This is a genomic window from Amycolatopsis sp. QT-25 (assembly GCF_029369745.1).
Classification (GTDB): Bacteria; Actinomycetota; Actinomycetes; order Mycobacteriales; family Pseudonocardiaceae; genus Amycolatopsis.
In genome coordinates this window covers 5,854,095-5,866,790 of sequence record NZ_CP120210.1, presented here as the reverse complement: position 1 = coordinate 5,866,790, position 12,696 = coordinate 5,854,095, and the positions used below count along the sequence as shown (strand labels likewise).

12 protein-coding genes are annotated in these 12,696 nt (G+C 69.2%); 10 read left to right on the top strand and 2 right to left on the bottom strand.

Going from position 1 to position 12,696, the window contains the following annotated elements; translation table 11 throughout:
• Window positions 1-17: 17 nt before the first annotated feature.
• Window positions 18-869 (top strand): class I SAM-dependent methyltransferase, encoded by an 852-nt coding sequence (locus P3102_RS27180; protein WP_276362847.1) that lies wholly within the window; start codon window positions 18-20, stop codon window positions 867-869.
• Here P3102_RS27180 and P3102_RS27175 read toward each other — a convergent pair.
• Complete coding sequence (locus tag P3102_RS27175) at window positions 803-1,426, bottom strand: PadR family transcriptional regulator (protein WP_276362845.1); 624 nt, start codon at window positions 1,424-1,426, stop codon at window positions 803-805. The two genes, P3102_RS27180 and P3102_RS27175, sit on opposite strands and share 67 nt — an antisense overlap.
• A 164-nt stretch (window positions 1,427-1,590) precedes the next feature.
• Here P3102_RS27175 and rlmN point away from each other — a divergent pair, with 164 nt between their 5' ends.
• The 8 genes from rlmN (at window position 1,591) to P3102_RS27135 (ending at window position 10,027) form a co-directional block, all read left to right on the top strand.
• On the top strand, window positions 1,591-2,697 hold the full coding sequence (gene rlmN, locus P3102_RS27170) for a 23S rRNA (adenine(2503)-C(2))-methyltransferase RlmN (RefSeq protein ID WP_276362844.1): 1,107 nt from the start codon (window positions 1,591-1,593) through the stop codon (window positions 2,695-2,697).
• A 58-nt stretch (window positions 2,698-2,755) separates the two neighbouring features.
• Window positions 2,756-3,028, top strand: coding sequence for a hypothetical protein (locus tag P3102_RS27165; protein ID WP_276362842.1), 273 nt, complete (start codon window positions 2,756-2,758; stop codon window positions 3,026-3,028).
• A 63-nt stretch (window positions 3,029-3,091) separates the two neighbouring features.
• A complete protein-coding gene (locus P3102_RS27160) occupies window positions 3,092-3,550 on the top strand; it encodes a hypothetical protein (protein ID WP_276362841.1) in 459 nt (152 codons plus the stop codon).
• 86 nt (window positions 3,551-3,636) lie between these two features.
• Window positions 3,637-4,452 (top strand): DUF1206 domain-containing protein, encoded by an 816-nt coding sequence (locus P3102_RS27155; protein ID WP_276362840.1) that lies wholly within the window; start codon window positions 3,637-3,639, stop codon window positions 4,450-4,452.
• Window positions 4,453-5,016: 564 nt separating this feature from the next.
• Window positions 5,017-7,002 (top strand): sialidase family protein, encoded by a 1,986-nt coding sequence (locus tag P3102_RS27150; protein ID WP_276362838.1) that lies wholly within the window; start codon window positions 5,017-5,019, stop codon window positions 7,000-7,002.
• An 80-nt stretch (window positions 7,003-7,082) separates the two neighbouring features.
• Entirely contained in the window at window positions 7,083-8,264 is a 1,182-nt protein-coding gene (locus tag P3102_RS27145; RefSeq protein WP_276362836.1) for a cysteine desulfurase-like protein, read from the top strand.
• 308 nt (window positions 8,265-8,572) lie between these two features.
• Entirely contained in the window at window positions 8,573-9,403 is an 831-nt protein-coding gene (locus P3102_RS27140) for an acetylxylan esterase (protein ID WP_276362835.1), read from the top strand.
• 69 nt (window positions 9,404-9,472) lie between these two features.
• Window positions 9,473-10,027, top strand: a complete 555-nt coding sequence (locus P3102_RS27135; protein ID WP_276362833.1) for an isochorismatase family protein — start codon at window positions 9,473-9,475, stop codon at window positions 10,025-10,027.
• Here P3102_RS27135 and P3102_RS27130 read toward each other — a convergent pair.
• The gene (locus tag P3102_RS27130) at window positions 9,964-11,466 is read right to left on the bottom strand and encodes a SpoIIE family protein phosphatase (protein WP_276362832.1); all 1,503 of its coding nucleotides are present in this window, start codon (window positions 11,464-11,466) and stop codon (window positions 9,964-9,966) included. The two genes, P3102_RS27135 and P3102_RS27130, sit on opposite strands and share 64 nt — an antisense overlap.
• A 321-nt stretch (window positions 11,467-11,787) precedes the next feature.
• On the opposite strand from P3102_RS27130, the gene P3102_RS27125 reads away from it, so the two are divergent.
• Window positions 11,788-12,693, top strand: a complete 906-nt coding sequence (locus tag P3102_RS27125; protein ID WP_276362830.1) for a GAF and ANTAR domain-containing protein — start codon at window positions 11,788-11,790, stop codon at window positions 12,691-12,693.
• The last annotated feature ends 3 nt before the right edge of the window (window positions 12,694-12,696 follow it).

Here is a 12,696-nt window from a genome sequence, read left to right as displayed (position 1 = left end):
CCGTCGTTGGAGCTTCCGTGCGCTGGTTTCCCCGAGCTGTCTCCTCCTTCCGCCGCGGCGGGGACGAGGTGCTGCCGAGTCCGAACATCTGGTACTACCAAAAGGCCTACGAGGTCGAGAACCGCGCGCAGGACGTCGACGGGGAGATTTGGCGCGTGCTCGCCGGGTGCCGTGACTGGTCCGGTGAGGACGTCCTCGACATCGGCTGTGGTGACGGGTTCCATCTGCCGATGTTCGCCGCGACGGCGCGGTCGGTGGTCGGGATCGAACCCCATGAGCCGCTCGTGCGCGACGCGCGGAACCGGGTCGGGGGACTGTCGAACGTCGAGGTGCGGCAAGGTCGTGCCCAGCGGCTTCCCTTGCCGGACGCGGTTTTCGACGTCGTCCACGCGCGCACCGCGTACTTCTTCGGTCCTGGTTGCGAACCCGGTCTTCGCGAAGCGGAGCGCGTGCTGCGGCCGGGCGGGACCTTGATGATCGTGGATCTCGATGTGACGAGTGAACCCTACGGACGCTGGATGCGGCTGGATTTGCCGCGGTACGACCCGCCCGGGGTCGAGAAGTTCTTCGCCCGTCAGGGTTTCGACTGCCGCAAGGTGCCGACGCGGTGGCTGTTCGAAGACGCCGCCGCGATGGAAGCGGTGCTGAAGATCGAGTTCAGCGCTCCGGTCGCGGCGAAGGCCGTCGCGGAGGTCCGGCGGCTCAACGGGGTTTCCTCAGCCGCCGGGGAGAAGCGGGTGACGCTGCCGGTGGGCTATCGCGTGCATACCCGCACCAAGCCCACCGGCCTCGTCGTGCCGAGTCACTCCGTGTCCTCGGCGGATGCCTCGGCCGGAGCGGCGTCTTCGGCTTCACCGAGGATGCCGTAGATCGTCCGGCGTGCCTCGTTGAGCACGTCGACGGTGCGGGCCTGCTGGCTTTCACTGCCGGCGTGCATGACCTGCGCGACCGCCGCGGCCAGGGTCGCGCCCGCCTTGCGCAGGTTCACCTCGGCCGGGTCGACGTCGTGGGCGATCTGCTCCCACGGCGGGACGGCGTCCTGCTGTTCGGCCGCGGCCCGGCCGGATTCGGTGAGCTCGAACAACTTCTTGCCGCTTTCGTCCTTGCTGATCACCAGGCCTTCGTCGGCCAGCATCTGCAGGGTCGGATAGACCGAGCCGGGGCTCGGCTTCCAGAAGCCGCCACTGCGCTCGCCGATCTCGCGGATGATCTCGTAGCCGTGCCTCGGCTGCTCGGAAAGCAGGGCGAGGATCGCGGCGCGGACGTCACCGCGTTTGCCGCGCCGGCCGCCGGGGCCACCGCGACGGCCGTGGCGGTGCCGATGTCCCGGCCCGCCCGAGCCCGGAGGGAAGTCGCCGAAGCCGCCGCGTGCCCAGTGCCCGAAGGCGGGCCGGCCGTGTCCGGGAGGGAAAGGTCGTCGTCGCATATGGGAAATCCTCTCTGCGTAATGTTCCGACACGTTCACGATATATCGGAACCAGTCGCCTTAGCTACCCTTGATGTGTGAGTTGGGTCTCAGGGGTGGGATGGAAGCGGTGAACCGGGGCGGCCCGGGTGCGTCGAAGGTGGACATGAGACACTGAGTGAGCTATGACTGCCCTCCCCCTTGTCTTCGACGCGCCCAAGCGCGGCCTTCCGCCGCGTCACCTCGCCGACCTCACCGCCGCCGAGCGGGTCGCCGCCGTCGCCGAGCTGGGTGAGAAACCGTTCCGTGCGAAGCAGCTGTCGAACCACTACTTCTCGCGGCTGACGGTGAACCCGGAAGAGATGACCGACATTCCGGCGGCGTCGCGGGAGAAGCTCGTCGGCGATCTGATGCCGACGCTGCTCACCGAGATCAAGGCGCTCGCCTGTGACGACGGCACCACCCGCAAGACCCTGTGGCGCGCGCACGACGGGACGCTCTTGGAGAGCGTGCTGATGCGCTACCCGGATCGCGCGACCCTGTGCATCTCGAGCCAGGCCGGCTGCGGCATGGCGTGCCCGTTCTGCGCGACCGGGCAGGGTGGCCTCGACCGGAACCTCTCGACCGCGGAGATCGTCGACCAGGTCCGCTCCGCCGCCGCCGTGATGCGCGACGGACTGATGACCGGCGGTCCCGGCCGGCTGTCGAACATCGTCTTCATGGGCATGGGTGAGCCCCTGGCGAACTACAAGCGGGTGGTGGCGGCGGTCCGGCGGATCACCGATCCCTCGCCGGAGGGGCTCGGGATCGGCCAGCGATCGGTGACGGTGTCGACGGTGGGCCTCGCCCCGGCGATCCGCAGGCTCGCGGACGAGAAGATGCAGGTGCGGCTGGCGGTTTCGCTGCACACGCCGGACGACGAGTTGCGGGACACGCTGGTGCCGGTGAACGAGCGGTGGTCGGTGGACGAGGTGCTGTCCGCGGCCCGGTACTACGCGGACACCTCCGGACGGCGGGTGTCGATCGAGTACGCGTTGATCCGGGACATCAACGATCAGCCTTGGCGGGCCGAGCTGCTGGCGAAGCGGCTCCGCCGGCACCTGGGGCAACTGGTCCACGTGAACGTGATCCCGTTGAACCCGACCCCGGGTTCGAAGTGGGACGCTTCGCCGAAGCCGGTGGAGCGTGAGTTCGTCCGGCTGGTGAACGCGGGCGGAGTGGCGTGCACGGTGCGTGACACGCGTGGCCAGGAGATCGCGGCGGCTTGCGGTCAGCTCGCCGCCGAGAACTGAGTCTTCCTTTCAATGTCTTCCTTCAATGTTTCCTTTCAGTGATGGAGAAACCGTCGTGATGTATGCCCCCAGCCTGTTGGATCCGGCTGCGGAGGAGCTGAAGCTCGCCGACGTGCTCGGCCACGGCGCGACCGGTGTCGCGCGCGAGGCCAGGACGCTGCTCGGCGATCGGTTCAGCTCGGTGACCTTCACCTACGTCCTGATGCGGGCGTTCGAGGTGGAGTACATGGCGGCGCGGGACGCTTCGCGGTGGCACGAGTTCCACGGCGGCCCGTACGCGCTTTCGGACGCCGACCTCGAGGCGTTGCTCGCTCCTTGGCTCGGCCGCTGACGGTGAACGCGGCCCAGGGTCCGGTGTGGACGATCAGCGGGCTCGACGTGACAGGATGCGGACGTGTATCGCTTAGAAGCCGTCGTCGTCACCGAGTCCGCACGCGGTGAACTGCTCGATTCGATCGGCCGAGTGCGCCTCGTCGCGCTCGGCCAAAACCTTTTCCTGCTGCCGTTGACCGAGGCGCTGTTCGACACCGGGGTGCCCGGCTTCGGCGGCCTCCGGACCGCGTCCACGGACTTTGCCCGGCTTCTCGCCGAGTGCTCCGAACACGGTGCCGTGGCACACGTCGAAGCCGAGTACTTCGGCGGTGTCGGCACGCAGTTCGCGCAGGTGTGGGACCACGGGAAGACGGTCCTCGGACCACTGCGTCTGGCCGAGGACGAGCCCGCCCCCGCTGACGGCAGTCCGATTTCCCAGGCGCTCCGGTGGCTCGGCGTCCTCAAGGGCGAGCACTTCGACGAGTTCGACGCCGTCGGGCTCGGCAGGTACCGGGACACGGACGACTGGCTCCCCGCTTAGCGCACTGGGCCGGACGGACCAGTCACCCGGCGGTCTTCGCCTTCGGCCGTGACACTCGGTTGAAGACACGGAAGGAGGTGGACCGGATGTCCGCGACCAAGGCGAGCCAGGTGCGCCACAACAAGGCCGTCCAGGTACTCGGGCGGATCGGGATGGGCTGCTACGGCTTGGTTTATCTGCTCATCGGGTACCTGGCGGTGCGTGTCGCCATCGGCGGTGGCGGCCAGGAGGCCGACGGGCGCGGCGCGATCACCGAGGTCGGTTCGACCCCGGTGGGCGGGGTGCTGTTGTGGGTTCTGGCGGCGGGGCTGGTGGCGTACGGCCTTTGGCAGGCGCTGCTGGCCGCGGTCGGCTACACCTGGATCGACAAGCAGCGGACCCGGACCGTCAAGCGGGTGACGTCCGGAGTGCGCTGCCTGGTGGGGATCTCGCTGGGCGTCTACGCGGCACGGGTCGCCGCGGGGGCGGGGCAGCAGGGCAGCGGTGACCAGAAGCAGCAGGAGTTCACCGCGCGGTTGCTGGCGTTGCCCGCCGGGCCGTTCCTGGTGACGGTCATGGCCGTCATCGTGTTCGGCGTCGCGGTGAGTTCGGCGGTGAAGGGGGTGCGCCGGACCTTCGTGCAGGATCTCGACCTCGCGAAGCTCCCCTCGGGGACCCGCCGGTGGGTGGAGCGGCTCGGGAGGATCGGTTACGTGGCAAGGGGTGTCGTATTCGGCATGGTCGCGGTGCTGGTGGGATACGCGGCGCTGACGCACGACGCGTCTCGTTCCGGCGGGCTCGATGCCGCTCTGCGTACTTTGGCCGCTCAGCCGTTCGGCACGGTGCTGCTCCTCGTCGTGGCCGTCGGGGTCGCGGCCTTCGGCGCGTACTGCCTCGGGGCGGCACGGGCCCAGCGAGGCTGAGAACCTTCTCCCGCCTCGGCCGGCATGAGGAACCGAGGCGGGAGAAGGAACTCCTCGACGGTCCGCATGCGGTGAACTCCCGTGGTCGTGTCTTGTCTCACGTCGAGACAGTGGCGCGGTAATCCCTGGGCGACGTGCCGAGCAGCCGGGTGAACTCGGTGGAGAACACGGCGGGCTCTCGTAGCCGAGCGAGGCGGCGCTCGGACGGCCGTCCGAAAGCAGGGGAGAGAACCTCCCGTTCGGAGTCCGCTCGCTGACGTGGAGCCGGGATGCCCAGGCGTGCACCGGCTCATGAATGTCCGGATCGTCCAAAAGGACTCGTCCAGCGCGTGGAGCCGTTCGTGCTTCGGCGGATCTCGTGCAGGGTCAGGACCGCGCACGCGATCACGTATCCCGCTCTGCTCGCCGCCGCGTTGATCACGAACGTGGCCATCAATGATCGGATGAGTCAGTATCCGGTCAAGCCTTTGGCAAGGCGTCTCGAACATGGCAAGAGGTTATCGCCGAGTAAAGATCCGACGAATTCTCTATCTCTTTCGTGGATCTTGCGCCAAGATCTCCCGCATGAGACTGAGATCGATCACCAAACGCATGTTCGTTCTCGGGCTGCTGACGGTTCTCGGGACCACCGGGGCGACGTCGGTGGCCACCGCCGAACCCCAGCGGCCGGCCGCGGACGTCGACGCCGCCGGGCTGCCGCGCGGTGGCTGGGAGCCGATCGGCCCGAACAGCGTCGGCGGGCTCTTGGCCGCGTCGCCCGCCGGGCTCGCGATGATGCAGCCGAGCCCACCCGCGCTGTGGCTCTCCGGCGATCGCGGTGCTTCGTGGTCCGCGCGCCGGGGCCTGCCCGCGGACACCGCCATCCAGGGGTTCTTCGCCGATCCGGTGAACCCGGACCGGATGCTCGCGGTGGGCAACAAGCCCGCGGGTTTCCAGGGTGAGTGGCGCGGCCTCCTGCTGAGCACCATCGACCGCGGCCGGACCTGGGAGACCCTGCGCGAGTGGTATCCCGACGGCGCGTTCGGCATGGCCACGGATCCGGCGGGCCGGGTCGTCGTGGTGCAGAACCTCGATTCGCTGAGCGTCAGCATCGACGGCGGCGTGCACTGGAACGACGTGCCGAGGACCTGGCCGCGCGAGGGGATCGCCGCGCCGGTCGGGGCGCTCAAGCTCACGCTGGTCGGTGACGACGCCTACTTCACGACGGTGTACCCGGAGTACGCGCTGTGGGTGGTCCGCGGGGTCAGCGGCAAGGAGCGGCGGGCCGAACTCGTGTACCGGACCAACGGCGAGGTCGGGCAGGTCGCTTCGGACGGCAAGCTGCTCGCGGTCACGGTCGGCCCCGAACTGCACGGCTCCGCCGACGGCGGCGAGACGTGGACGGTGCTGCGCCACGAGCCCGGCGGGCGGCCCTTGCGTGAACCGCGTTTCGTCGGCGGACGTTTGTACGTCTCGACGTATGACGACATAGACGTCAGCGTGGACGGCGGCCGCACCTGGACCCGCAAACCGGTGCCCGCGCCGGGCGAGGGGGTCAGCGACCTGATCGATCTCCCCGCCGCGCCGGGCAAAGCCGCCACCACGCTGATCTCCTCGCTCTATCGCGGGGTGTACGCGGACGCGGGCAAGAGCGGTTACCGGCAGATCGGCGTACCCGGCGAATCCATCCGCGACCTCGTGACCACCGGGAACCTTCTGCGAGAGCACGTCGTCGCGGCCGGTGTGCAGGAGATCTACAACACCCCCCTCCCGCGCGGCAAGGTCTCCGCGGCGGACCGGGTCTGGCAGTCGCATCCCACCGATCGGCTGCACGAGGACGCGCGTCTGTCCGTTTCACCCGGCCGCCCGGACGTCGTCTGGCAGGTCACCCGCAACGGTTTCGCGCTCGACGTGCTCCGCAGCGGTGACGGCGGGCGGACCTGGCAGTTCGCGGCGAAGGCCAAGGAAGGCATCCCCAGGGCGATCTTCGCCCATCCGGCCGATCCGGACAGGCTTCTCGTCTCGGCCTTCACCCCGAGCGGCTACGTGCTCTATCGCAGTGACGACGCCGGGAAGACCTGGGAGAAGCTCGCGACCGACAGCGGCTTCATCGCGTTCGCCGGTGACCCGTGGAACCGGAACCGGGTCTGGGGCGGGGACTCCCGGGGCCTGTCCCGGTCGGACGACGGAGGCAAGACCTGGACCCACGTCTCCAGCGAACCGGTCCGTTCGATCTCGGTCAGCCGATGGGGTGGCGGACGCGTCCTCGCCGGTGGCGCGGGCATCCTGCTCAGCGAGGACGACGGCCGGACGTTCCGCCGCGTCCGTACCGGTGAGAACCCCCTCGGGATCAGCCGGATCCTGCCGCATCCGTTCGACTTCCGGGTGTGGTTCGCGAGCGACTCGACCGGGGGAGGCGTGCTGCGCAGCACGGACTTCGGCCGTAGCTGGTCGCCCGTGCCCGGCGCGCTGCCCGACACGAGGGTGCTGTCGATGGCGATCAGCGCGGACGGCCGGTACCTCTTCGCGGGCACCGCGCAGTCCGGGGCTTACCGGCTGAACCTGTACTGAGTCCAGGGCGCTTCGTGGCCGGCGAAAGTTCCGGCCACGAAGCGTTTACCCGGCCCGGCGCCGGATGTCAGAGTCGGGGCATGGCCATCGACGTCACCGCCCTCCGCCTTCACTTCCCTTCCCTCGCCGACGGAACCGCCTTCTTCGACGGACCCGCGGGTACCCAGACACCCCGGCCCGTCGCCGACGCCATCGCCGGGACACTGGCCTCTCCACTGTCGAACCGGGGCACGGTCAACCCGTCCGAACTCAACGCCGAGCGAGCCGTCTCGGACTTCCGCGCCGCCTACGCCGACTTCCTGAACGTGCCTGCCGAAGGCGTCGTCCACGGCCGCAGCGCCACCGCGCTGACGTACGACTTTTCCCGGCACCTGGCCAAGGACTGGCGCGCGGGGGACGAGATCGTCGTCAGCCGTCTCGACCACGACGCCAACGTCCGGCCCTGGGTGCAGGCCGCCGCACGGGCCGGGATGACCGTCCGCCGGCTCGACATCGATCCGGAGACCACCGAACTCGATCTCGATTCCCTCGTCCTCACCGAGCGGACGCGGCTGGTCGCGGTCACGGCGGCTTCGAACGTCCTCGGCACCAAGCCGCCGATCCGCCGGATCGCCGAGCTCGCCCACGAAGCCGGGGCACTGGTGTTCGTGGACGGTGTGCACTACGCCGCCCACGAACTCGTGGACGTTCCCGCGCTGGGAGCGGATTTCTTCGTCTGCTCGCCGTACAAGTTCCTCGGCCCGCACTGCGGGGTGCTCGGCGCGTCGCCCAAGCTCCTCGAAACCGTCGAACCGGACAAGCTCCTGCCGTCGCCCGACACCGTGCCGGAACGGTTCGAATTCGGCACCCTGCCTTACGAGTTGCTCGCGGGAGCGACGGCGGCGGTGGACTTCCTCGCCGCGCTCGACCCCGGAGCGGGCGCAACCCGGCGGGCGCGCCTGGCGAACTCGATGAATTCGGTGCACGAGCACGAAAGCACGCTGCGCACCAGGCTGGAAAAGGGGTTGGGCGACGCCGTCACCGTGCATGGCAAGGCGGCCGATCGGACCCCGACGGTGCTGATGAGCCTCGGCGGCCGCGAGCGGGCGGCACAACGGCATCTCGCCGAAAGGAAGGTCGTCGCTCCGGCGGGCTCCTTCTATGCCTACGAGGTCTTCGCGGCCTTGAAACTGGAGGATCCGGCGCTCCGGGTCGGGATGGCGCCGTACGTCAGCGCCGAGGACGTCGACAGGTTGCTGGACGGGCTTTCGACGTTCGGGTGAGGACCACAGTGGACAGTCGTGAGTGCCCGGTCGGGGCCGAGCACGAAGTACGCGAGCCGAAAGGCTTCCTCACTTCACCACATGGGACGCAGTGAAGGAAGCCGTCACCCACGAGCACGACACGCTCGACCTCTTCCAGTAACCCCGCTCACCGCTCCGAGCCCAGGGTGGTGACCCGGCTTGGGGCCGATCACAAGACCCGTTCACCGGATCTTGTGATCGGCCACATGGACCTACGGTGACCGAGCCGACACCCTGGGAAGGGTCGCGGGCAACGGGGCCCGGACGGAACAGGACGGTGACCCGACATGGGGAATCTTCGCGCACGGACACTGATCGCCGGGATGGTCGCGCTCGCGACGGTGGGCTTCGCCCCCGCCGCCACGGCCACGACGACCGGGATCGCGGATCAGTGGAGCAAACCCGGTCCCTTCGCGGTGACCGTCGAAGCACTTGACAGCACCCACACCGTGTACCGGCCTTCGCGGCTGGAGAAGCATCCGGTGATCCTGTGGGGCAACGGGACCGGCGCGAATCCGACGATCTACGACGGCCTTCTGCGGCATCTGGCTTCGCACGGGTTCGTGGTCGCGGCGGCCGACACGCCGAACGCGGGTTCCGGGCAGGAGATGCTCGCCGGGGCCACGACCTTGATCGCCGAGAACTCCCGCCCCGGCAGCCGCTTCCAAGGAAAGATCGACACCGCGCACATCGGCGCCACCGGCCACTCCCAGGGCGGCGGCGGGGCCATCGTCGCCGGCGCCGACTCCCGCGTCACCACCACGATCCCGATCGAGCCCGGGCCGCAGGGCTCCGCCACGGCACTGAAGGGGCCTTCCTTCTTCCTTGGGGGCCAGTTCGACACCATCGTCGTCCCCGGGCTGCTGGTCATCCCGCGGTATCGCCTCGCGAACCAGGTGCCCGCGCTCTACGGCGAACTCGGCGGGGCGACCCACTTCACGCCGGTCGGCGACGGTGGCGGGTTCCGCGGCGCGATCACGGCGTGGTTCCGGTTCTGGCTCTCCGGTGACGAACGCGCCCGCACGGAGTTCTTCGGTCCCTCCTGCGGATTGTGCGGTGACGCGGCGTGGTCCGACGTCCGGCGCAACGCGAAGGCGCTGGCCGTTCCCGGCGCTTGATCGCCGCTTCTTGTCGGTGCTCCGGGTTAAGGTCTGCCGCAGCAGCCTGACCAGGAGGGACACCACTTCATGACCACTCTCGACAACCGGCCGAACACCGCGCTCCTCGTCGTCGACGTCCAGAACGGCGTCGTCGACGAGGGCCACGAGCGCGACGCGGTGGTCGCGACCATCGGCGGGCTCGTCGGCAGAGCACGACGGGAAGGCGTCCCGGTCGTGTGGGTGCAGCATTCCGACGAGGAACTCGTGCGGGACAGCGAAGAATGGCGCATCGTCGGCGAGCTGGACCGGGAGGGCACCGAGCCGCTCGTCGAGAAGTCCTATGGGGATTCGTTCGAGGACACCGAGCTGGAGCAGGTGCTCGCCGAGCGCGGGGTCGGGCGGCTCGTGGTCGTCGGTGCGGAGACCGACGCCTGCATCCGGTCGACGCTGCACGGCGCCATGGTCCGCGGATACGACGTGACGCTGGTCGGCGACGCGCACACCACCGTGGACAAAACGGCCTGGGGAGCGCCCTCGCCGGAGCAGGTCATCGCGCACACGAATCTGTACTGGCGGTATCAGGCCGCGCCGGGCCGGAAGGGAGGGACGATCAAGTCCGAAGACGTGGAATTCGGCGGCTGAACGGCTTCACGGCCGGCGTGCCAGCGTGCGACCAGCAGACCGGCGTCCCCGGTGAAAGCACCCCGGCAGTGACTCTTCGCCGCTTGGAGCACACGCCGGTTGGTCTCGGGCGGTAGCTGTCCGGCATGGGCGTTCAGGCATTCGACGAGCCCGAACCGTTCGCCGTCGGCGGCACGCGCTTCCGAGAGGGCTTCGGTGTGCAGGACGAGGAGATCCCCGGGCCGGAGCCGGGTGGTCATGATCCGGCCGGGTGAGCCGGCGCCGAACGGCGACCGGGGTGAACTGTCCACTGTGGACGAACGGTGCGCCTCGTGCTCGGTGCCGACCACGAGCGGCGTCCGCCCGCCCGCTTCGAGATGACGCAGGTCGCCGTGGGCGAGATCCACTTCGGCCAGCGTGCCGCGGACGGCGGCACCGGCACCGAACTGGGTCGAAAGCGCTTTGTCGACAGCGTTCTCCTGGCCGCGCAGGTCTTCGCCCTCACGGCGGGCGGATCGGTAGGCCGCGAGCGCCGTCGAGACCACGAGACCCGCGGACGGATCGTCCCGGCCCGCGTCGAAGATGGCCAGCCACGCCGTCGTTTCGGAAAGGGCGTAGTCGAAGGTGACACCGCGAAGGTCGTAGGCGGGCTCGACGCCACCCGCCACCATCACGTCGCGCGTCGCCGCGGTCAACGGGGGCAGGTTCTGCCAGAGCAACTCCGCGGTGGGGTCCCGTCGTCGTCCACGCCGCCGCATGTCGAGGGCGTCGCCATAACGCATCGCGGCGGCGACGAGATGGCCTGCCAGTGACGCGAACCACTGACATTGGGTACGCAGGGCGGGGTCGTGGAGGTCGGTGCCCGTACCGGCTCCGACCTCGAGCACCCCCATGCGCTCGTCGCCGTCGAGCAGCACGGCCCACAGCCGCGGCCCCTCCGGCTCTTCGGTCAGCAGGGTGTCCACGTGCCGGTAGGCCTGACCGGCATTGCTCGTCTCGATGGGCAACGGTTTCCGGCCGGAAACCGGCCCGGGCAGCGGGACGAGGTGACGTCGGTCGTAGTCGGCGAGGTAGACGGCGATCTCGAGGTTCAGTGCGCGGCCGGCGGCGGCGATGACCTCGGGCAACCGCTCCGGAGCGGCATGGCGGGCGCCGTCGAGGAGTCCCAGCAGGGCGGCCAAAGTACCGCGAGGACGGATGGTCGCACTGGCCTCGCGGCTGTAAGGCGCCCGTCGCGCGCCGGAGAGTTCGTCGAGCCGCTCGTTGATGGCGTGGGTCACCATGTCCCGCTGGATTCTGGGCAGAGAAAGCGCGCCCTGCAGGAACGCGTCCAGTTCGACTTCGGTGACATCGCCTCCCAGGGCGAAGTACCGCAGCCACAGTTGCTCCACGGTGAGCCCGGTGCGAGCGAAGCACGCCGCGATTATCCGTCGTTGCTCCTCGGCGTGGACGGAGCACACGCTAATCACCCCCGGTTGTCGGCGACACCGGCCTGGGTACCAACCGCGACCAGGGATGAAACATGAGTCGGCGCACCAGTGGCATTCGTCGAGGAGACGGCGGCGGACCGACGCGGACACTTCACCGCCGAGGTGAGGATTACGCCAGGTGGACGAGCGTTTTGAGGCAGTCGCGACCGGCGGAGGCGACCCACGACGGGCCGAACGTGGGTCGCGGTAGGCGGGGCGAGCCCATTCGGCTAAGGTCGGTTTCCGAAAGCGGTTCTGAGCGTTGAGAAGTTAGCGCCGATCCGCCGGTAACCGGGTTGGTTGCGGCGGTTGATGGTGCGCGCTCGGCGCCGGTTCTCGCCGGTGACTCCCGTGGTGCATCACGCCGATGTGCAGAAGTGGGAGAGGCGGGCTTTGGCCGATGAAATCGACTGGCAGCAGGACAAGAACCGATTCGTCGAGGATGTCGGCGACGGCGAACTGCCGGTGACCTCTGAGAAGGGCGTCCGGCTCATCGCCGGGCCACTGGTCAACCAGTTCGTAGCCTTGACCAGGGCGCTGCTGGATTCCGGTTCGATCGGGGCGGTCCTCGAACGGGTGGTCTTCGCGACGCGAGACCTGGTGCCGGGCGCGGACTTGGTCAGCGTCACACTCCTCGATCCCGACGGCGGGTTCCACACGCCGGTGCGGACCGACGAGATCGCCGGCGAGCTGGATCAGCTGCAGTACCAGTACGGCGAGGGTGCCTGTGTGGAGGCGGCGCGGGTTTCCGGACCGGCGGCGGCGTTCAGCGACAACCTCGCCGAGGACGCCCGCTGGCCGCGCTTCGGCCCGGCCGCCGCGGCGCTCGGTTTCCATTCGCTGGTCTCGACGGCTTTGCTGCCGGAAGCGTCGAGTTCGCAGCTTTCCGGTGCGCTGAACGTCTACTCGCGGCGCCCGCACGGCATCGCCAGGGCCGATCGTGACGTGCTGCTGCTCCTGGCGACGCACGCGTCGCTGGCCTTGGCGACCACGCACGCGGTCACACGCGGTCAGTTGCAGGAGGAACAGCTGCAACAGGCGCTGGACAGCCGGGACGCGATCGGGCAGGCCAAGGGCATCCTGATGGCGCGGCGCGGGATCGACGCCGCGGAGGCGTTCGAGGTGCTGCGGCACACGTCGCAGAACATGAACGTCAAACTCCGGGAACTGGCGGAGATGCTGTCCAAAAGGCATACCGAACTGCAACTGCCCGACTGACCG

What these genes read in the sequence shown, in the direction of transcription:
- P3102_RS27145 (WP_276362836.1), top strand. Translation starts at nt 7,083, where the DNA reads ATGGCCATCGACGTCACCGCCCTCCGCCTTCACTTCCCTTCCCTCGCC.
- P3102_RS27135 (WP_276362833.1), top strand. Translation starts at nt 9,473, where the DNA reads ATGACCACTCTCGACAACCGGCCGAACACCGCGCTCCTCGTCGTCGAC.
- rlmN (WP_276362844.1), top strand. Translation starts at nt 1,591, where the DNA reads ATGACTGCCCTCCCCCTTGTCTTCGACGCGCCCAAGCGCGGCCTTCCG.
- P3102_RS27125 (WP_276362830.1), top strand. Translation starts at nt 11,788, where the DNA reads ATGGTGCGCGCTCGGCGCCGGTTCTCGCCGGTGACTCCCGTGGTGCAT.
- P3102_RS27175 (WP_276362845.1), bottom strand. Translation starts at nt 1,426, where the DNA reads ATGCGACGACGACCTTTCCCTCCCGGACACGGCCGGCCCGCCTTCGGG.
- P3102_RS27150 (WP_276362838.1), top strand. Translation starts at nt 5,017, where the DNA reads ATGAGACTGAGATCGATCACCAAACGCATGTTCGTTCTCGGGCTGCTG.
- P3102_RS27140 (WP_276362835.1), top strand. Translation starts at nt 8,573, where the DNA reads ATGGGGAATCTTCGCGCACGGACACTGATCGCCGGGATGGTCGCGCTC.
- P3102_RS27155 (WP_276362840.1), top strand. Translation starts at nt 3,637, where the DNA reads ATGTCCGCGACCAAGGCGAGCCAGGTGCGCCACAACAAGGCCGTCCAG.
- P3102_RS27165 (WP_276362842.1), top strand. Translation starts at nt 2,756, where the DNA reads ATGTATGCCCCCAGCCTGTTGGATCCGGCTGCGGAGGAGCTGAAGCTC.